At 64.8% G+C, this 20,036-nt stretch carries 16 protein-coding genes; 5 read left to right on the forward strand and 11 right to left on the reverse strand.

The annotated features are described in order from the left end of the window. The first annotated feature begins 11 nt into the window (after window positions 1–11). Entirely contained in the window at window positions 12–2,360 is a 2,349-nt protein-coding gene (locus ACREP4_RS13375; protein ID WP_431596681.1) for a phosphomannomutase/phosphoglucomutase, read from the forward strand. Between the two features lie 87 nt (window positions 2,361–2,447). On the opposite strand, the gene ACREP4_RS13380 is transcribed toward ACREP4_RS13375, so the two are convergent. The 9 genes from ACREP4_RS13380 to ACREP4_RS13420 form a co-directional block, all read right to left on the reverse strand. Beyond that, complete coding sequence (locus tag ACREP4_RS13380; protein WP_431596682.1) at window positions 2,448–3,155, reverse strand: response regulator transcription factor; 708 nt, start codon at window positions 3,153–3,155, stop codon at window positions 2,448–2,450. Next, on the reverse strand, window positions 3,148–5,808 hold the full coding sequence (locus tag ACREP4_RS13385) for an ATP-binding protein (RefSeq protein ID WP_431596683.1): 2,661 nt from the start codon (window positions 5,806–5,808) through the stop codon (window positions 3,148–3,150). Before ACREP4_RS13385 ends, ACREP4_RS13380 begins: the two co-directional genes overlap by 8 nt. A 36-nt stretch (window positions 5,809–5,844) precedes the next feature. Further along, entirely contained in the window at window positions 5,845–6,456 is a 612-nt protein-coding gene (gene kdpC / locus ACREP4_RS13390) for a potassium-transporting ATPase subunit KdpC (protein WP_431596684.1), read from the reverse strand. Continuing rightward, a complete protein-coding gene (gene kdpB, locus ACREP4_RS13395; RefSeq protein ID WP_431596685.1) occupies window positions 6,453–8,501 on the reverse strand; it encodes a potassium-transporting ATPase subunit KdpB in 2,049 nt (682 codons plus the stop codon). Before kdpB ends, kdpC begins: the two co-directional genes overlap by 4 nt. 8 nt (window positions 8,502–8,509) lie before the next feature. After that, window positions 8,510–10,228, reverse strand: coding sequence for a potassium-transporting ATPase subunit KdpA (gene kdpA, locus ACREP4_RS13400; RefSeq protein ID WP_431596686.1), 1,719 nt, complete (start codon window positions 10,226–10,228; stop codon window positions 8,510–8,512). Window positions 10,229–10,238: 10 nt separating this feature from the next. Next, window positions 10,239–10,331, reverse strand: a complete 93-nt coding sequence (locus tag ACREP4_RS13405; protein ID WP_057635969.1) for a potassium-transporting ATPase subunit F — start codon at window positions 10,329–10,331, stop codon at window positions 10,239–10,241. A 449-nt stretch (window positions 10,332–10,780) separates the two neighbouring features. Next, the gene (locus ACREP4_RS13410) at window positions 10,781–11,482 is read right to left on the reverse strand and encodes a hypothetical protein (protein ID WP_431596687.1); all 702 of its coding nucleotides are present in this window, start codon (window positions 11,480–11,482) and stop codon (window positions 10,781–10,783) included. 15 nt (window positions 11,483–11,497) lie between these two features. Beyond that, window positions 11,498–12,157, reverse strand: coding sequence for an orotate phosphoribosyltransferase (gene pyrE, locus ACREP4_RS13415; RefSeq protein ID WP_431596688.1), 660 nt, complete (start codon window positions 12,155–12,157; stop codon window positions 11,498–11,500). A gap of 75 nt (window positions 12,158–12,232) precedes the next feature. Further along, the gene (locus ACREP4_RS13420; RefSeq protein WP_431596689.1) at window positions 12,233–12,484 is read right to left on the reverse strand and encodes a hypothetical protein; all 252 of its coding nucleotides are present in this window, start codon (window positions 12,482–12,484) and stop codon (window positions 12,233–12,235) included. A gap of 2 nt (window positions 12,485–12,486) precedes the next feature. Here ACREP4_RS13420 and ACREP4_RS13425 point away from each other — a divergent pair, with 2 nt between their 5' ends. The 3 genes from ACREP4_RS13425 (at window position 12,487) to ACREP4_RS13435 (ending at window position 15,126) form a co-directional block, all read left to right on the forward strand. Beyond that, window positions 12,487–13,287 (forward strand): exodeoxyribonuclease III, encoded by an 801-nt coding sequence (locus ACREP4_RS13425; RefSeq protein WP_431596690.1) that lies wholly within the window; start codon window positions 12,487–12,489, stop codon window positions 13,285–13,287. Then, window positions 13,284–14,810 (forward strand): AmpG family muropeptide MFS transporter, encoded by a 1,527-nt coding sequence (locus ACREP4_RS13430; RefSeq protein WP_431596691.1) that lies wholly within the window; start codon window positions 13,284–13,286, stop codon window positions 14,808–14,810. The genes ACREP4_RS13425 and ACREP4_RS13430 overlap by 4 nt, the downstream gene beginning before the upstream one ends. An 88-nt stretch (window positions 14,811–14,898) precedes the next feature. Beyond that, entirely contained in the window at window positions 14,899–15,126 is a 228-nt protein-coding gene (locus ACREP4_RS13435) for a hypothetical protein (RefSeq protein ID WP_431596692.1), read from the forward strand. A gap of 289 nt (window positions 15,127–15,415) precedes the next feature. On the opposite strand, the gene ACREP4_RS13440 is transcribed toward ACREP4_RS13435, so the two are convergent. After that, window positions 15,416–16,540: an anhydro-N-acetylmuramic acid kinase gene (locus tag ACREP4_RS13440; protein WP_431596693.1), complete on the reverse strand. Its 1,125-nt coding sequence runs from the start codon at window positions 16,538–16,540 to the stop codon at window positions 15,416–15,418. A 73-nt stretch (window positions 16,541–16,613) separates the two neighbouring features. Further along, window positions 16,614–18,074 (reverse strand): peptidoglycan DD-metalloendopeptidase family protein, encoded by a 1,461-nt coding sequence (locus ACREP4_RS13445; RefSeq protein ID WP_431596694.1) that lies wholly within the window; start codon window positions 18,072–18,074, stop codon window positions 16,614–16,616. 167 nt (window positions 18,075–18,241) lie between these two features. On the opposite strand from ACREP4_RS13445, the gene tyrS reads away from it, so the two are divergent. Beyond that, window positions 18,242–19,453 carry a tyrosine--tRNA ligase gene (gene tyrS, locus ACREP4_RS13450; protein WP_431596695.1) on the forward strand — a complete coding sequence of 404 codons (1,212 nt, stop codon included), beginning with the start codon at window positions 18,242–18,244 and terminating at the stop codon, window positions 19,451–19,453. Window positions 19,454–20,036: the final 583 nt, after the last annotated feature.

Genomic DNA, 20,036 nt, shown 5'->3' on the forward strand with positions numbered 1-20,036 from the left:
GGGAAATCGCAATGAGCCATGGGAATGAGAGCGGGCGCCCGAGCGCTTCGCTGGGTCGTTCAACACCGCTGTTGGCGGTACTGCTGTTGCTGTTGGCGGCGTGGTTTGGCTGGAGCACGGTCAACCAATGGCTGCAGTCCGGCGCAGGCGTCGCACTGGAGCAGGCCCGTGACCAGGCCGTTGCCGACGTGCAGGGCGCGGTCAACGCGCAGACCGCACAGTTCGCCAAACAACTGGCGCTGGCGCCGGTCACCGCCGCGCTGGCCAACGGTGATGCCGCCGCCACCGTGCTGGCAGTACGCGACAAGTGGACCGGCGTGGAAGACGCACAGGTGCTGGACGCAACGCTGGCGCCGGCCTATGCCGACCCCGCAGCCTTTGGTTATTCGCGCTTGGCCTTGCTGGAACTGGCCTTGGCCGAAGGCAAGCCGGTCGCGCGCGTGGTGCGTGACAACGGCGGCCCGCGTTTGGGCTTGGCCGCGCCGGTGCAGCTGCAGGGCAAGGCGGCGGTGGTCTACATCCGCCAGCCGATGACCCGCCTGACCACGGTGTTCGACTCGATTGATTCACCCTCGCGCGCCTTCCTCGGCCTGCGCCAGGGCGGCTTCACCATCGTGCAGAAGGGCAACAGTGAGCTGGGCAGTGGTGCCGATGCGCTGGCCCGCCCGGTCGGTGAAACCGGTTTGCGGGTGGTGGCCGAATTGCCGGATGTGGCCGAAGGCCCGCTGGGTTTGGGTGTGATCTCCGGCACGTTGGTGACGGTGTTGCTGGTGGCGACCGCGCTGTTGTTGCTGTTCGGCCGCAAGCGCCTGAGCAAGCTGACGGTGCTGCGCAAGAAGGAGGACGGCGAGCAGGACAGCGGCCTGACGCTGCAGGAATCGCTGCAGCAGGAGCCGCTGCCGCTGGCGGCATCGACGCGCGCTGCCGACGGTGGTGATGCACCGCGCCCGGAGCCGGGTGCCGAGGCTGTGGTGCCGGGCATCTTCCGTGCGTACGACATCCGTGGCGTGGTGGGCACCCAATTGACCGCCAATGTCGCCACGCTGATCGGCCATGCCATCGGCAGCGAGATGCAATCGCAGGGGCTGCGTGACGTGGTGGTGGGCCGTGACGGCCGCTTGTCGGGGCCGGAACTGGTCGAAGGCCTGATCGAAGGTTTGCGCCGCGCCGGCTGCGATGTCATCGATATCGGCCTGGCGCCGACACCGGTGGTGTATTTCGCCAGTTATCACCTGCGCGCGGGCAGCTGCGTGGCAGTGACCGGCAGCCACAATCCGCCGGACTACAACGGCTTCAAGATCGTCATCGGCGGTGAAACGCTGTCCGGTGATGCCATCACCGATCTGTACCGCCGCATCCAGGAAGGCCGTCTGCATCATGCAGAAAGTGCCGGCAGCCTGCAGCAACGCGAAGTCATCGCTGACTACGTGCAGCGCATTGCCGACGACGTGCAGCTGGATCGCCCGTTGAAGGTGGTGGCCGATGCCGGTAACGGCGTTGGCGGTGCGGTGGCGCAGCAGTTGCTGGAAGCCATCGGTGCCGATGTCATTCCGTTGTACTGCGATGTGGATGGCAGCTTCCCCAATCACCACCCCGACCCCAGCGACCCGCACAACCTGCAGGATCTGGTGCAGACGGTGAAGCGTTTCGACGCGGACATCGGCGTGGCGTTCGATGGCGATGCCGACCGTCTTGGCGTGGTCACCAAGGAAGGCAAGATCATCTATGCCGACCGCCTCTTGATGTTGTTTGCCGCCGATGTGCTCACCCGCAACCCGGGCGCGATGGTGATTTACGACGTCAAGTGCACCGGCAAATTGTCCGACTACATTCTGCGCAACGGCGGCAGCCCGATGATGTGGAAGACCGGGCACTCGCTGATGAAGGCGAAGATGCGCGAAACCGACGCGGAGCTGGCCGGCGAGATGAGCGGCCACTTCTTCTTCAAGGAGCGTTGGTACGGCTTCGACGACGGCTTGTACGCCGCCGCGCGACTGCTGGAAATTCTGGCGCAGCGTGATGAAAGCCCGTCGGAAGTGCTGGACGAATTGCCTGATGGGATCTCCACGCCGGAACTGAAAGTAGCGGTGACCGAAGGCACGCAGCATGCACAGGTGGCGTTGATTGTGGCTGCCGCGCAGGCGGAGGAATCCCCGTTTGCCAGCGCACGGCTTTCCACCATTGATGGACTGCGTGCTGACTTCAACGATGGCTGGGGCTTGGTGCGCGCGTCCAACACCACGCCGGTGCTGGTGCTGCGTTTCGAGGCCAATGACGAAGCGGCGCTGGAGCGCATCAAGAATCTGTTCCGCGAACAGTTGCGGCAGGTGTTGCCGGCAGGGACGGAACTGACGTTCTGATGCGTTGAAGGTGTTTTGCGTTTGGAAGGCTGCTCATGCGATGCATGGGCGGCCTTCTTTTTTGGGGAGGGTAAAGCGCACCGCGCTTCAGCTACCACCAAAACGCAAACCCACGCCCGGTTCGGTGAACAGGTAACGCGATTCCAGCGCGGAATCGCCGAGCTTGTGGCGCAGGCGGCCCACCAGGATGCGCAGGTAATGCGTGTCGTGCTTGTGCGTCGGCCCCCAGATTTCCTGCAGGATCTGCGGCTGGGTGACGACGCGTCCGGCGTTGCGCAACAGCAGGGCCAGCAAGGCGTATTCCTTGCGGGTCAGCGCGATGGATTCACCCTGTACGCGCACCTCGCGGCGGGCCAGATCGACATGCAGATTGCCGTCGTCGAACACCGGCACCTGGCCTTCGCTGTCGGTGCTGCGGCTGCGCAGCAGGGCGCGCACGCGCGCCATCAATTCCTGCGTGCCGAACGGCTTGGTCACGTAGTCGTTGGCGCCGTTGTCCAGTGTGCGCACCTTCTCCGCTTCACCGGCGCGCACGCTGAGCATGATCACCGGCACCTGGCTCCATTGCCGCAGTTCGGCCAGCACGTCGTGGCCTTCGATGTCGGGCAGGCCGATGTCCAGGATCACCATGTCCGCGCCTTCTTCGGTCAAGCGCTGCAAACCTTCAGCGCCGGTGGCGGCCTGGCTGACGGCGTAACCCTGTGCACGCAGTGAGATATCGAGGAAGCGGCGGATCTGCACTTCGTCGTCGATCACCAGCACGCGCGCTGGCGGAATGGCGGAAGCGTCAGTCATCGCCTTGCGGGGTTTCCGGATGCGGTTGGAGCAGGGGCAGGGTCATGCGCACCAGCGTACCGCGTCCGTCGCGGCCCGGCAGCGCTTCGACGTGGCCGCCGTGCGCGCCGATCATGCCCTGGCAGATGGTCAGGCCCAGCCCGGTGCCCTGGCGGCCGCGATCACCGCGCTCCACGCTGTAGAACATGTCGAAGATGCGCGCGCGCTCGTCATCGGGAATGCCCGGGCCTTCGTCGATCACGTCGATGCACAACTCGTTGTCGTGCTGGCGTGCTTGTACCTGCACGGGTACACCCGGCGGGGAGAATTTGGCGGCGTTCTCCATCACGTTGAACACGGCCTGTTCGACCAGCGCCGGGTGCACCCAGATCGGTGCCAGTTCATGCGGAATATCCAGCCGCAGCTGCACGTCCGGCTGGTAGCGCTGCAGGCGCCGCGCGGCCGAGCCGATCAGCTCGTCCACGCCGATCCAGTCGCGGCTGAGCTTCAGACCGTCATGGCCGAGGCGGGTCATGTCGAGCAGGTTCTGGATGTAGCGGTCCAGGCGCTCGCCCTCGACCACGATGGTGTCGAGCAGGGCGCGGCGGTCGTTGGCGTTCATTGCGTCGGCATAGCTGGACAAGCTGTCGGCCGAGCCGATCATCGCCGCCAGTGGCGAGCGCAGATCATGCGAGACCGACGACAACAACGCCGAACGCAGGCGCTCGGTTTCGTTATGCAGATGGGCGGTTTCCAGCTCGGCGACCAGGCGCGTGCGCAATGCCGCCTGCGCGATGTCATCGGCCATCGCTTCGGCCAACTGCCGTTGCTCCGGTGCCAATCGCGGATGCTGTTGATTGAACTGCAATCCGGCCACGCCGATGGCGCGGCCTTCGCCGTCGAGCAGTGGCAGGAACCACCAACCGGCGCCGGCCAGGGTGTCGGTGAAGCGGCCCGCCGGTTGTGCGTGACGCAGCGCCCAATCGGCGGCGGCCAGATCGGTGTCGCCGGGTGCGGCGCTGCCGCTGGTGCTGGTGTCATGTGCCAAGCGCACCCATGCCGGTACATCCAGCGCCTGCTCCAGCGCAGCGCGGCCGGCGTGCGCCACCTGTGTGTTATCGACGGCAACGGTGAGTTGCCGCGCCAATGACTGACGCAGATTGGCGTGGCGGTTGGCCGCGCGCAGCGCCACCACCTGCATGCGCAACCGCGATGCCAAGCGCCCGGCCACCAGCGCGGCGGCCAGAAACAGAAACACGGTGATCACGCCTTGGCGCGCACCAATGGCGAAGGTGAAACGCGGCGCGATGAAGAAGAAGTTGTAGGCAAGAAAGCACAGGGTCGCGGCCAGCACCGCCGCGCTCATGCGCGTGCGTGCGGCCACCAACACCACCGCGACGATGAACACCATCGCCAGGTCACTCAGGCCCAGCCAGCGTTCGCCCAGCCACGCCGCAAGGCACGCTGCAGCGGTGGCCAGCACCGCCAGCGATGCGTCCTTGCCCCAGCTTTCGGAATTCATCGGCAGGCTCATGCGCCGTGCTTTCGCGCGTGCCTGCGGGGTGCTGATGATGGTGATTTCGTAATGCGCGCCGCGCTGGATCAACTGTTGCGTCAGCGTTTGGTTGAGCATCCGTGCGAATGGCCGTTCACGGGTGCGGCCCAGCACCAGTGTGGATACTGCGTTGTGCGCGGCGTAGTCCAGCAGCACGTCGGCAACGCCGGGGCCATGCAGTAATTCGGCTTCACCGCCGAGGCGGCGCGCCAGCGCGAAGGCGGCATCAATCTCGCGTCGCGTGGCGTCGTCGTGGCGACGGTGCTGCACGGTCACCACCGTCCACGGCGCATCGCGACGTTCGGCAATGCGCCGCGCCACACGCACCAGGTATTCACTTTGGCCGCTGCCATCAATGGCGACCAGCACGCGGCGCTTCAGTGGCAGATTGCCTTCGCCGCGCGCGGCGCGGGTTTCGCGCAGGCTGCTGTCGACGCGGTCGGCCGCTTCCTGCATCGCCAGCTCGCGCAGCGCGGTGAGGTTGGCCGGCGAGAAGAACGCCTGCAGCGCCTGCGCCGCTTGTTCGGGCACGTAGACCTTGCCTTGTTGCAGGCGCTCGATCAGTTCGCGCGGCGGCAGATCGACCAGCACGATGTCGTGCAGGCGGTCGAACACCACGTCGGGCACGGTTTCGCTGACGCGCACGCCGGTGATGCGCATCACCACATCGTTGAGACTTTCCAGGTGTTGGATGTTGATGGTGGTCCAGACGTCGATGCCGGCATCGAGCAGCTCCATCACATCCTGCCAGCGCCGTTCATGGCGGCTGCCCGGTACGTTGCGGTGCGCCAGTTCGTCCACCAACACCAAGGCCGGACGCCGCGCGAGCACGGCATCCAGATCCATTTCCTGCAGTGGATGGCCGCGATACTCGACCTCGCGCAGGGCGATGGTCGGCAGGCCGTCGAGCAGGGCAGCGGTGTCGCGCCGACCATGCGTTTCGACCAAGCCCACCGCCACGTCCACGCCGCGCCGCAGTTGTTCCTGGGCGCGGGTGAGCATGCTGAAGGTCTTGCCGACGCCGGGCGCGGCGCCGAGGAAAACCGTCAGCTTGCCGCCGGCATCACGTTGCAATCCTTCCACCAACGCATCGGCCTGGCGGCTGCGGGAATCGTTCATGGCCGCGATTGTGCGCTGTTGCCGGTAGGCACTGCATCAAGGTGCATGCGTGGCGGTATCCAGCGCACGGTTGAGCGCGATGATGTTGACGCGCGGTTGCCCGAACACGCCCCATTGGCGGCCCTGCAACTGCGCATCCACCAGTGCCTGCACACGCTCGACCGGCCAGCCGCGCGCCTGCGCCACCCGGGCGATCTGCACCTGCACGGCGGCGGGCGACAGCTCCGGGTCCATGCCGCTGCCCGATTGGGTGACCAGCTCGCCGGGCACCTTGGCGGCGTCGAGGTTCTCGCGCGCGGCCACCGCCGTGGTGGCCTCGGCGACACGCTTGATCAACTCCGGATTGCTGCGCGCCAGGTTGCTGCCCGCTGCGGCCATCGGGTCATAGCTGGCTGCCGATGGACGCGTCTGGAAGTAGCCATCGCCGCTGAACGGCTGGGCCACCAGCAACGATGCGCGTACCGCGCCATCCGCATCGCGGACCAGGTTGCCATCGGCCTGCGCCGGGAACAGCGTGCCGGCCACGCCGGTGGCGGCCAACGCATAGACCAGGCCGGTGCCGAGCAGGCCGAACAACGACAGGCCGATGGCGGGGCGCCACAGCGGATTGCGGGTGCGCGTATTGGACGTTGTGATTGAGCGGTTCATGCGCCGAACACCAGAGCGAGAAGAAGGTCGATGGCCTTGATGGCCGCAAACGGCAGCAGCACGCCGCCCAATCCGTACACCAGCATGTTCCGCCGCAGCAGCGCGGTGGCGGTGGCGGGACGGAAGCGCACGCCACGCAGCGCCAGCGGAATCAAGGCCGGAATCACCAGCGCATTGAAGATCAGCGCTGACAACACCGCATTGCGTGGGCTGGACAGCTGCATCACGTCCAGCGCGGCCATCGACGGCACCGCCGCGACGAACAAGGCCGGCAGGATCGCGAAGTACTTGGACACGTCATTGGCCAGCGAGAATGTGGTCAGTGCGCCGCGTGTGATCAACTGCTGCTTGCCCACTTCCACCACCGCCAGCAGCTTGGCCGGGTCCGAATCCAGATCGACCATGTTGCCGGCCTCCTTGGCGGCCTGCGTGCCGGAGTTCATCGCCAAGCCGATGTCGGCCTGCGCGAGTGCCGGCGCATCGTTGGTGCCGTCACCGACCATCGCCACCAACCGGCCGCCGGCCTGTTCGCTGCGGATGCGTGCCAGCTTGTCCTCGGGCCGCGCCTGGGCGATGTAATCGTCCACGCCGGCTTCGGCGGCAATGGCGGCGGCGGTGAGCGGGTTGTCGCCGGTGATCATCACCGTGCGGATGCCCATCGCCCGCAACTGCGCGAATTTCTCGCGCATGCCGTGCTTGACCACGTCGGCCAGTTCCACCACGCCGAGCACATGGCGGCCTTCGCACACCACCAGCGGCGTGGCGCCACCGCGAGCGACCTGGTCCACACGCGCCTGCAGCTCATTCGGCACGTTGCCGCCGAGTGCGAGCACATGCGCGACGATGGCATCGGACGCGCCCTTGCGGATGCGACGGCCGCCTTCCAGATCCACGCCGGACATGCGGGTTTGTGCGGTGAAGGCCAGGTAGTCCGCCACATCCGGCTCTGCCGTTGTGCAGCCCTGTTCGCGCGCCAGACGCACGATGGATTTGCCTTCCGGCGTCGGGTCAGCCAGCGACGACAACAGCGCCGCTTCACGCAGCTGCGCCGCATCGATGCCGGCCAGCGGATGGAACACGGTGGCCTGGCGGTCGCCGTAGGTGATGGTGCCGGTCTTGTCGAGCAGCAGCACATCCACGTCGCCGGCCACTTCCACCGCCTTGCCGGATTTTGCCAGCACGTTGGCGGCCAACGCGCGGTTCATGCCGGCGATGCCGATGGCCGGCAGCAGCCCACCGATGGTGGTGGGGATCAGGCACACCAGCAGCGCGATCAGCAGCAGCGGATCGAGCGAGACGCCGACGAATCCCGCGATGGCCGGCAACGTCGCCACCACCACCAGGAAGGTCAGCGACATCGCCGCCAGCAACAGCGTCAACGCGATCTCGTTCGGCGTCTTCTGCCGGTTGGCACCTTCCACCAGCGCGATCATGCGATCCAGGAAGCTGTGACCCGGCTCGGCGGTGATACGCACGACGATTTCGTCGGACAGCACCTTGGTGCCGCCGATCACGCCGGAGCGATCCGTATTGGCCTCGCGCAATACCGGCGCCGATTCACCGGTAACGGCGGCTTCGTTGATGGTGGCCAGGCCGCGCACGATCTCGCCATCGGCCGGCACGAACTCACCGGCACTGACAATCACGTGATCGCCCGGGTGCAACTCGGCGGCGGGCACCTTGTCCTCGCTGGCACCGACCAAGACGGTGGCCAGACGACGCGCCACCAGATCCTGACGCGCGCGCCGCAACGACGCAGCCTGACCACGGCCACGCGCTTCGGCCACGGCTTCAGCGAAGTTGCCGAACAGCACCGTCACCAGCAGGATCGCGGTGACCGCCAGGCCAAATCCCATCGGTGCATTGCCGGTGACGGTGAGCAGCAGCGCCAACAGCGTGCCGGCCATGACGATGGCCATCACCGGGTTGTGCAGCAGGTGCATCGGCGCGAGCTTGCGCACCGACTCCAGCAGCGCTCGGCGCCAGCCGGCGGCATCGAGCAGGACAGGACGCCGCGAGACGGCGGAGGAAACAGAAGCGTTCATTGGGGCGTTCATGGTGAGGGGGCTCCCTGCAGCGTCAGGCTGAGGTGGTCGGCCACCGGGCCGAGCACCAATGCCGGCATGAACTGCAGCACGGTGAGGACGACGACCACGCAGACCAGGGTCAGGGCGAAGGTCGGGGTTTCGATCTGCAGGCTGCCCGCGCTTTGCGGTGCCTGACGTTTTGCGGCCAGTTGTGCGGCGATGATCAGCGGGATGATCAGGATCGGGAAACGCCCCACTACCAGCACCAGCGCGCAGCTCAGGTTCCACCACACGGTGTTGTCGGCCAGGCCTTCAAAGCCCGAGCCGTTGTTGGCATAGGCCGAAACATACTCGTAGAACACCTGGCTGATGCCGTGGAAACCGGGGTTGGAGGTGCCGGCCAGGCCGGGGATGGTGAGCGTCAACGCGGTCAGGCCGAGCAGGGTGATCGGCTGCAGCAACACCAGCACCGCGAGCAATCGCACCTGCGGGGTTTCCAGCTTGCGGCCGAACAACTCGGGCGTGCGTCCGGTCATCAACCCGGCCAGGAACACCGCCATCAGGAGGTAGACGATGAACTGCTGCAGACCGCAGCCGATGCCGCCCCAGATCGCACTGATCAGCATGTTGACCAGCGACACCATGCCGGTCAGCGGGCTCATCGAATCCTGCATGCCGTTGACCGAGCCGTTCTGCACCTGCGTGGTAAGGGTGGCCCACAAGGCGGTGCCGTCGGAGCCAAAGCGCGTCTCCTTGCCTTCCATCAGCAGCGCGCTGGCGGCGGTGGCGCTGTGACTCTCCGACCACAGGCTGGCGGCGGTGGACAGCAACGACATACCGAGCATGCAGCCGAACACCAATGCGCCGAATTTACGTCGCCCGGTGAAGCTGCCGATCATGAAGATGATCGCAATCGGAATCAGCAGAATGCCGATCAGTTCCAACGCATTGGACAGCGGCGTTGGGTTTTCCAGCGGCACGCTGCTGTTCGGGCCATACCAGCCACCGCCATTGGCACCGAGCTGCTTGGCCGCGACCATTGCGGCGACCGGGCCGAGCGGGATCTTCTGCGTTTCCATGCCAGCGCTGGCGTCGATCGGTGTGGCCTGCGGGCCAGCCGACAACGTTGAAGGCACGCCCTGCCAGGTCAGCAACAACGTCCACACCAGACACAACGGCAGCAGGAAGCGCAGGCACAAACGCACCACATCGGCGTAGTAATTGCCGACCGTGACGCGCACTGGCGTGGTGCTGTCCGCCGCGTTCTGCGGCGGTTTGGCAAACAACGCACGCAAGGTCGCCACTGCCAATGCCAGGCCCATCATCGGCGTGATCACCTGCAGGCCGGTGATGCCGGTCATCTGCGACAGATACGACAACTGCGATTGGCCGCTGTAGTGCTGCTGATTGGTGTTGGTCAGGAACGACACCATCGTGTGCAGCGCGGTGTCCCAGCGCAGGTTGGGGATGTTGTCCGGGTTGAAAGGCAGCCAGGCTTGGGTCATGAACACGGCCTGGGTCAGCACCGCCAACACCAGGTTGCTGATCAGGAACGCGACCACATAACCGCGCCACGACATGGAATGTTTCGGGTCCACACCGAGCACGCGGTACAGCGGTTTTTCGATCCAATGGAACAGCACATCGATACGCATCGGCGTGCCGCGCATCAACCGCGCCAGGTACAGGCCCAACGGCCAGGCCAGCGCGATGCTGGCCAGAAGGATGACAAGTGTTTCAGTCACGGCATGCTCCTCAGAATGACTCGGGTCGCAGGACCGCGTAGAGCAGATAGGCAGCGGCAATCAGCACCACTACGCCGCACAACAGGGAAAGCCAGCCGGGCATGGAAACCTCGATATCAGAACGGGCGCCGGAGCAGCCGGCACATCGCGTCGATGGAAGGGCGGGGCAGCGGCAACGCACACGCGTGCCGATCACCCCGATCAGGACCGGCATCGTCCTCCCGCAGGGCGTAAACGTTCGACGTCCAGAGCATGGGAACAGCGTAAAAACGCCGTAAAAAAGCCTGCATCACGCAGGTTGGAAAGTGCCAACAGACAAGATGCTGTCGCTGTCGCTGTCGCTGTCGCTGTCGCTGTCGCTGTCGCTGTCGCTGTCGCTGTCGCTGTCGCTGCAGTAGCTGCGGCTGTTGCTTAAAGCCCCTCTCCCCTTGCGGGAGAGGGGTTGGGGAGAGGGGGCCGGGCCGCCGAGCGCGGACTTGAGAGAAGGGAAACGGCAAGGCAAAAAAAAAGCGGCCCGAAGGCCGCTTTTCAAAAAACACGTTGTTGACCGGCTCAGCCCTTGGTCGTCACCGGCGCCGCAGCCGCCGTTTCCGCCGCCGGAACAATTCCCTTCAACTCGCGATAACGCGCCAGGCTCTCGGCGATCTCCACTTCCAGCGTCTGCCGCTGCTGCTGGAAGGCCGTCTGCAGGCGCAGCTGCGCCAACAGTTCGTTGTGGCGCTGGCGGATTTCCTCGGCCTGCTTGTCCGGCACCTTCTGCCCGGCCAATTCCTTGTTGCCGGCCGACAGCAGCTGCGCAGCCAGTGCTTCACGCAGGCTGGTCACGTTGTAGCTGGCGGTTTTGATGTTGTTGTCGACGATGGCGGTGCGCTCGTTGAACACGCGTCGCAATGCATCCTCGCTGCCATACGTGGCCAACATCGCCTGCTCGGTCCGCTTGCGCGTCTCCACCGCGGCCGCATCCACCTCGGCCTGTGCCTGCGCGAGTGCGGCGTCGGCGCGTTCCTCGCTGGTGAGCGCGCGTTCCACATCGGCGCTGCGCAGGCCGCTGCGGGCATTGAACTCCTGCCGCGCATTGTTCACTGCTTCTGCCGGCAACGTGTCCGAACAGATGCGTTCGCCGCGCGCGTTATCCCAGCAATAGAGTTTCTTGCTGGCCGCTTCGGGCTTGTTCTGCGCGATTGCCGGCAACGCCAGCGCGGCCAGCATCAGCAGGCCCGTGGCAAAACCGGTCTTGGACGAAATTGGCGTCATGGCAGCCCCCTGCTGTCAGCCGACTGGATTGCTCCCGTAGCGGGCGCGATAGGCCAGCAACGGTTCCCGATAGCCGACAAGTTCCGGGTTCCCGGAGGCGAAAGCAAGCAGATCGGCCAGGTTGGCCACCGCAATCACCGGGATGCCGGTTTCCGCAGCCACGGCCTGGGCAGCGGAGCGGCTGTCCTGCTCGGAGGCGATTTCCTGGCGATCCAATGCCACCACGATGCCGGCCGGGATGCCGTTGGCCGCACGGATGATCTCCAGCGCCTCGCGGATGGCGGTGCCGGCGGTGATTACGTCATCCACGATCAGGATGCGCTTGCCAGCCATGTCGGCGCCGATCAGGGTGCCGCCTTCGCCGTGGTCCTTGGCTTCCTTGCGGTTGAAGGTCAGCGGCAGGTCGCGGCCGCGGTGCGAGAACTCGCAGGCGATCGAGGTCGCCAGCGGGATGCCCTTGTAGGCCGGGCCAAACAGCTGGTCATAGGCGATACCGGCCGATTCGATGGCATCGGCATAGCAGTTGCCCAGCTGGGACAGCGCAAGACCGGTATCGAAACGGCCGGCATTGAAGAAATACGGGCTCACGCGACCGGACTTGAGGGTGAACTGGCCAAAACGCAGCGCGTCGGCATTCAGCGCCAGCTGCAGAAAGCGGGAACGGTGATCACTCATGTAAATACGTTTTCTTGTCGTCTTATGAAGGCCACTAGGGTAAAGCATGGCTTCAGCGATTGCTGGCGGGCCCACTCAGGCCAGCAATTGCCGCGCGCGGGCCAGCTTTTCCAGCGTCTGCGCGGCGACACGACGCACCGCCAAGTGACTGTACAACCCGCCGCCAATGAGCACGGTGCCCGCAACAGCCGCCTTTTGGCTGGAAAACCCCAGCAGCCGCAAGGCATGATGACGGCGTGGACCGTAGTCGCTGTCGCCCCGTGCGGGTGCCGCCCCGGTGCCATCGGTTGGCCTGATTGGCCCATATAAAACAACAAGATAGGCCAAGCATGCGGATTATCAGCTTCAACGCCAACGGCATTCGTTCGGCGACCACCAAGGGTTTCAACGCGTGGTTCGCACAGCAGCAGGCCGACGTGCTCTGCATTCAGGAGACCAAGGCGCAGGAATCGCAGCTGACCGATGCGCTGTTCCGTCCCGACGGGCATCACTGCTTCTACCGTGACGCGATCACCAAGAAGGGCTACAGCGGCGTGGCCATCTGGAGCCGCCGCGAGCCCGATGAAGTGCGCACCGGGCTGGGTTGGGCGCCGTTCGACGACGAAGGCCGCTATATCGAAGCCCGTTTCGGCAACCTCAGCGTGGTGTCGTTCTATATCCCGTCCGGCTCTTCGGGCGAGCTGCGGCAGGGTTTCAAGTTCGAGGTCATGCAATGGCTGCGGCCGCTGCTGGACGAATGGCTGGCCAGTGGTCGCGATTACGTGCTGTGCGGCGATTGGAACATCGTCCGCAGCGCGCTGGACATCAAGAACTGGAAGTCCAACCAGAAGAACTCCGGCTGTCTGCCGGAGGAACGCGACTGGTTGAACGGGTTGTGCGCCGATCTTCCCGAGCAGGTCGATGTTGCCAGCGGCCGTGGCTGGGTCGACGCCTACCGCGCGCTGCATCCGGAAGGCCAGGACTACACGTGGTGGAGCAACCGTGGCGCGGCCCGTGCCAACAACGTCGGTTGGCGTATCGACTATCAGTTCGCCACGCCCGGCCTGCGTGAGCGCCTGCGCAGCTGCTCGATCTACACCGAGCAACGCTTCTCCGACCACGCGCCGTTCATCGTGGACTACGACCTGTGACCCAAGCCATCGCGGAAACCCCGCGCGGGCTGCAGCGCTTGCGGCGCCTGTTCGTCATCCTGCTGCTGGGCTTTGCTTCCGGCCTGCCGCTGGCGCTGACCGGCGGTGCGATGCAGGCGTGGCTGACGGTGGATGGCTTGGATCTGGTGACGCTGGGTTTCCTGTCGCTGATCGGCATTCCATACACCTTCAAGTTCCTGTGGGCGCCGCTGATCGACCGCTTCGATCTGCCGCTGCTCGGTCGCCGGCGCGGCTGGATCGTGTTGCTGCTGTTCGTGCTCGGCGCCGCGCTGTTGTTGATGAGCACCTTGTCGCCGTCGCGCAATCTGGCGATGTTCGCGTCGGTGGCGGTGTTGGTGGCGTGCTTGTCGGCAACGCTGGACGTGGTGATCGACGCCTACCGCACCGATCTGCTGGAACCGGCCGAGCGCGGTCTCGGCGGTTCGCTGACCGTGTTGGGCTATCGCCTGGCGATGGTGTTGTCCGGCGGCATCACCCTGATCTGGGCCGAACAATGGCAAAGCTGGCCGCAGGTGTATCGGGTGATGGCGGGTCTGTCGGTCGCCGTCGGCGCCTTGGCGCTGCTGCTGATGCCGCAATTGCCCGAGCGCTTCAAGGCGCCGGTCTCCAAGGCCAGCGGTGAGCTGTGGGGCTTCCTGGCGCTGGTGGTGGGTGTCGGCGTCGGCGCTTATCTGGCGCATCAGTTGCTGGTGTTGCTGGGCTTGGACCCGGACAGCAAAGATCGCTGGGTGCGGCTGGTGTTCGTCGTCACCCAGATTGCCGCGGCGATGATCGTGGGCTTCCAGGCGACCCGCTGGGTTCGCTTCGAGACGCTCAATGCCTCGCTGCGCAGCTACTTCAGCATGCGCGGTGCCGGTGCATTCCTGGCGCTGGTGGTGCTGTACAAGGTGGGCGATGCGTTTGCGCTGAGCCTGTCCACGCCGTTCCTGCTCAAGGGCATGCATTTCAGCCAGTCGGAAGTGGGCCTGGCCAACAAGACCATCGGCCTGCTGATGACGATTGTCGGCGCCATCGTGGGCGGCTTCTTCCTGTTGCGCCTGCGCTTGTCCACGGCGGTGATCGCCTTCGGCGTACTGCAGTTGGTCTCGAACCTGGGCTTCTACCTGCTGGCCCGCGAAGGCGCAGGTGCCTGGGGCACGTTGGAAGTGCCGGCCTTCAACCTGTTGATCGTGCACCTGGAAGTGCCCACGCCGATGGACAGCCTGCTGCTGTTCGCGTTGAGCCTGGACAACTTTGCCGGCGGCATGGGCACGGCCGCCTTCGTGGCCTTGCTCAGCGGCCTGTGCGGCACGCGCTTTTCGGCGACCCACTACGCGCTGCTATCGGCTTTCGCCACGCTGGGGCGGGTGTTTGTCGGCCCGTTTGCCGGCGTGTTGGCCGATGCCTATGGCTGGAAGGTGTTCTTCCTGGTGTCGGTGGTGGTGGGCATCCCGGGCTTGTTGATGGCGTGGTGGCTACGCCGTGAAGTGGACGCCACCACCCAGATCAATCGAGCAGTCTGAATGGCAAAAAGGTGGGTGCAATTGAATCCGGCGCCCACCTCACCGATTATGCGGACGGGGGATCTACCGGACAGCTGATGTGAATGACATGGCCGACGTGATCTTGCGGGACATCGACCCGCTCTTGCTTGAACGTATCCGCCGCCTTTCCGTGGCGCGCGGATGGACGCGGGAACACACCTGCATGGTCCTGCTGGAGCAGGGCTTGTTCGCCAGTGAACATGAAGTCCGCAACGGCTTCGAGAACCGCGAAGTCGACGCCCTGACCGAAGCCATCCAGGCCCTGCGCGCGCTGCCAGCGGGCGACGGCCTGTAGTCCAACGGCAATGCGTGAACGACTCCCTTCTCCCGCGTGCGGAAGCAGCCAGCCGCAAGCTTGAGTTTTTCCCTTCTCCCGTTAACGGGATGACAACTCGGCAGGACTGCCGAGTTGCACGGCGAAGCCGCCCACCGGGTGAGGTACATGGATGTACCGAATGCAGGTGCCCGAAGAGCCTGCCCCCGCGAAGGCGGGGGGCGGATGAGGGCATCTTTTGTTTTGCTCTTGGGTGGAAATCAGCCCTCACAGCTGAGGTTCAAACAGCCCCCAGCTCAGCAGCCCACCCTCACGCCAAATGAATCGCCCCAAGAATCCGCAACCCGCACGCGCCGCTGACGCTGGGCAGATTTCCCGGCCGTCCGGCCAGCGTTTCATGCGCCAACCACGCAAAACCCATCGCTTCCATGTAATCCGGGTCCAAGCCGTACGCAGCGCTTGAGTCGATCAACACACCCGGCAAGCGCGTCTGCAGGCGCCGCAACAACGCCGGATTGCGCACGCCGCCGCCACACGCCAACACGCGGCGCACCTCTGGCAGATGCGTGAGCAGGGCATCGGCCACCGTCGCCGCGGTCAGCTCCAACAAGGTCGCCTGCACATCGGCCGGCGCGATCACCTCGGCGGCCAGCTGCGCTTCCACCCATTCCAGATGGAATTGCTCGCGCCCGGTGCTCTTGGGCGGCGGCAGGGCAAACCACGGCTCGGCCAGCAATCGGGACAGCAGTGCTTCATTCACTTGGCCGCTGGCCGCAAACGCGCCATCGGCATCGAACGCATGGCCCAGATGCCGCTGGCACCAGCCATCCAGCAAGGCATTGGCCGGGCCGGTATCGAAGCCACGCAAACTGCCATCGCGGCCGATCAGGCTCAGATTGGCGATGCCGCCCAGGTTCAGCACCGCGCGGTCTTCATCGCTGCTGCCAAGCATCGCCAGATGGAAAGCCGGCATCAGCGGAGCGCCATGCCCACCTGCGGCCACATCACGCCGGCGGAAATCGGCCACGGTGGTGATGCCGGTCAGTTCGGCAATGCGGTTGGCGTCGCCGATCTGCCAGGTGAAGGCCGGCTCGGCCAACGGACGATGGCGGATGGTCTGGCCGTGCGAACCAATCGCCTGCACCTGTGCGCGTGGCACGCCGGCCTCATCCAACAATTGATTGGCCGCATTGGCGAATGCGATGCCGACGTGTGCATCCAGTTGCCCCAGCGCATCCAGCGACTCGGGCTCGCGGCCTTGGCCGAGCGCGATCAACGCTTGCCGCGTTGGCGCGTCCCACGCATAGGTATGCCCATGCACGAAGCGGCATCCGCCTTCGTCCGGAAACTGCACCAGCGCCGCATCAATGCCGTCGGCACTGGTGCCGGACATCAGGCCAAGGAACAGCGGCAGCTGTGGATCGCATTGCGTCATGGTGGGCCTGCAAAGCAAACGGGCAGGGAAGCTTCATGCTCCCTGCCCGTGGCGTCAACGCGTTGTGGTGTGCTCAGCCGCGCTTGCCGGCCGGTGCGGGCGGCGGGGTGGCACTGGCGGTGCGCTTGTCATCCTTCGGCGCATCGCTGGCATCGGCATAAATCAACTGCTCCATGCCTTGGATACGCGCCATCGCGGGCGAGGTCTGCGCGCGGAAAGCGGTCAGTTCGGCACCCTTGAGCGGCTCGGCCGGCGGCATCGTCACCGACAACGGATTGCGATGCTGGCCATTGACGCGGAATTCGTAATGCAGGTGTGGGCCGGTCGCCAAACCGGTCGAACCGACATACCCAATGATGGCGCCCTGACTCACGCGCTGGCCGGTGCGGTAGCTGCCAAAGCGCGACATGTGGCCGTACAGCGTGGTGTGGCCGCGGCCGTGATCCAGGATCACCACATTGCCGTAGCCGCGTTGCACGCCGGCGAACTGCACGCGTGCATCACCGGCGGCCATGATCGGCGTGCCGGTGCGCGCGGCGTAATCCACGCCCTTGTGCATGCGCATCGTGCCCAGCACCGGATGGCGTCGCGAACCAAAATTGGAGCTGAGCCGTGCGAACTGAATCGGCGAGCGGATGAAGCTCTTCTTCAGCGGCCGGCCATTGAGATCGAAGTACTCCGATTTTCCATTGCGCTCAAAACGGAAGCCGGTGTACGTCTTGCCGCCGGTGGTGAACGTCGCTGCCAGCACCTTGCTGGTGTCGATACGCTCACCTTCGCGCCAGGTTTCGTCCATCACCACGCTGAAGCGGTCGCCTTTTTTCAGGTCTTTGGAAAAATCGATGTCGTACTTGAAAATGTCGTCGGTCATCGTCGCGATGGCCGAAGGCGACAAGCCAGCCCGGCGCCCCGCGGCGTAAAGCGAGCTGGTGATTTCGCCGCTGGTCACCACGGTGCGGGTGCTGGTGGAGCGCTCCAACACCTTTTCGCGAATCTGCTCGCCCTGCAGCGTCAGCTCTACGCGGTGGCTGGCATCACGGTCGAAGCGGATGCTGCGCAGCGCACCGTTCACTGGCAGGTCAAAGGCGATTTCGGTGCCCGGGCGGAGTTTGGTCAGCGCCTCGCGAGTGCCGGGATGTTCCAGCACGCGGTGCATCACCGTGGCCGGCACGCCCGCCGCTTCAAACAGATCGCTCAGTGTCTGGCCGCGCTGCACCCGCAGGATCTGCCAGCTGTCACCGGGGGTTTCGCCGAGGCGGGCCAGCGACAGCGGCGGCAACGGCAACGCCAAGGTCGAATGCGACGAAGGCAGCGATGTATCAATGGCATTGGAGAAACCGGGAACAATCGTCGCCACCAGCGCGCCAATCGTCACGAACAAGCTGGCATGGATCCAATGCCGCCGGGTCCAGCGTTCATTGAACGCAGCGGGGAGATGGTGCTTGAGCCTCCGATGCAGGGCGGTGTCGTGCAGGACGTTGAGTCGTTCCTGGAAGCGCTGCTTGCGCGCCTGGCCGTGATCGGATTGTGGCATCGGTCGGTTCTCTGGTCGGCCCGAATCGCGGGCCCAAACGCGGTTAACATAGACACGTATCAATACCGCGTCAAACCATTGAGCCGCATGGCTTTTCGATTGGTTAACGTGGTTAACTTGCACTTAACACCATTCATGTTTTTGACGGCGAAGCCGGGAGTTTTAGCGTGTCCTCGATTGATGAAGCCCTTGCCCTGATCGGCCGCGGAGCCGATGAGATCCTCAAAGCGGATGAATTGCGCCAGCGTCTGGAAAGCGGCCGCCCGCTGCGTGTGAAGGCCGGCTTCGACCCCACCGCCCCCGACCTGCATCTGGGCCACACCGTGCTGCTGAACAAGCTGCGCCAGTTCCAGGATCTCGGCCATCAGGTGATTTTCCTGATCGGCGACTTCACCGGCATGATCGGCGACCCGTCCGGCAAGAGCCTCACCCGCAAGCCGCTGAGCAAGGAAGACGTGCTCGCCAACGCGCGCACCTATGAAGAGCAGGTCTTCAAGGTGCTGGACCGCGAAAAGACTGAAGTCCGCTTCAATTCCGAGTGGTTCGGCAAGATGGGCGCGGCCGACATGATCCGCCTGGCCGGCCAGCACACCGTCGCCCGCATGCTCGAGCGTGACGATTTCTCCAAGCGTTACGCCGCCCAGCAGTCCATCGCCATCCACGAATTCCTCTACCCGCTGGTGCAGGGCTACGACTCGGTGGCGCTGGAAGCGGACGTCGAGCTCGGCGGCACCGACCAGAAGTTCAACCTGCTGATGGGCCGTGGCCTGCAGGAACACTACGGCCAGAAGCCGCAGATCGTGCTGACCATGCCGCTGCTGGAAGGCCTGGACGGCGTCAACAAGATGTCCAAGTCGCTGAACAACTACATCGGCATCAGCGAACCGGCCATCGACATGGTCACCAAGACCATGAAGGTGGACGACACCCTGATGTGGCGTTGGATCGACCTGCTCAGCTTCGACATCTCCATCGCCGAAGCCCAGCAGCTGCGCGCCGACGTGGAAGCCGGCAAGATCAACCCGCGTGAGATCAAGCTGCGTCTGGCCCGCGAACTGACCACCCGTTTCCACGATGCCGCCGCCGCCGAGCAGGCCATCGCCGGTTGGAATGCGGCGGTGACAGGGCAGGGCGACATCACCCAATTGCCGCTGCAGGAAGTCGCCGTTCCGGCCGAAGGCCTGCGCATTGGCGCGCTGCTGACCGCTGCCGGCCTCACACCCAGCAATTCCGAAGCTTCCCGCAAGCTCAAGGAGCGGGCAGTGAAGGTGGACGGCGAAGTCGTCGAAGACGCCCAAACCGTCCTGCAGCCCGGTTTTGAAGGCCTGCTGCAGGTCGGCAAGCGCACCTTCGCGCGCGTTCTATTAGTAGTGGGCTGACGTATAGCGGCGGACGGAAGTCGGCCGCACACCGCCAACAAGCATTCGCCCCGCCCTGAAAAGGGCGGGGCGAATGCGTTAAAGCCCCTCTCCCTTGAGGGGAGAGGGGTTGGGGAGAGGGTGGAGCCGATATCCGCGGAGAGCGATCCCCAGCCAAGCGTCTCGCCACCACCAACCCTCAGCAAGATGCCGCCTCGACCACTCTCTCTATCTATATAGAGGTGCGCAAAGCACCATCAGAAAAAATCTTCATCTACCCCCTTCACAAAGCCGCCAAAGAAGCACATACTTCCCCTCCCCCGCCGCAGGGGTCCTCCAGAAGGGCATCAGCGGCAGGAAGTTGAAGTTCAACAGCCTCTCAAAAAGGTGTTGACGGAAACGAAAAGCCTGACATAATAGGCGGCTCGCTTCGGAGAAAAGCCCCTCGGGGTTGGATCAGAAGCAGCAACGTCAACTGCCTCGAAATGAGGTGTTGACGAAGCGGAAAAGCCGGCTATAATGGGCGGCTCGCTACGACGGAAACGTCGCAGCCTACGAAGACGGCGTTGAGGCCTGATTCGAAGTTCTTTGAAAGTATGCGCAG

The organism is Stenotrophomonas sp. (assembly GCF_050737575.1).
GTDB lineage: Bacteria > Pseudomonadota > Gammaproteobacteria > Xanthomonadales > Xanthomonadaceae > Stenotrophomonas.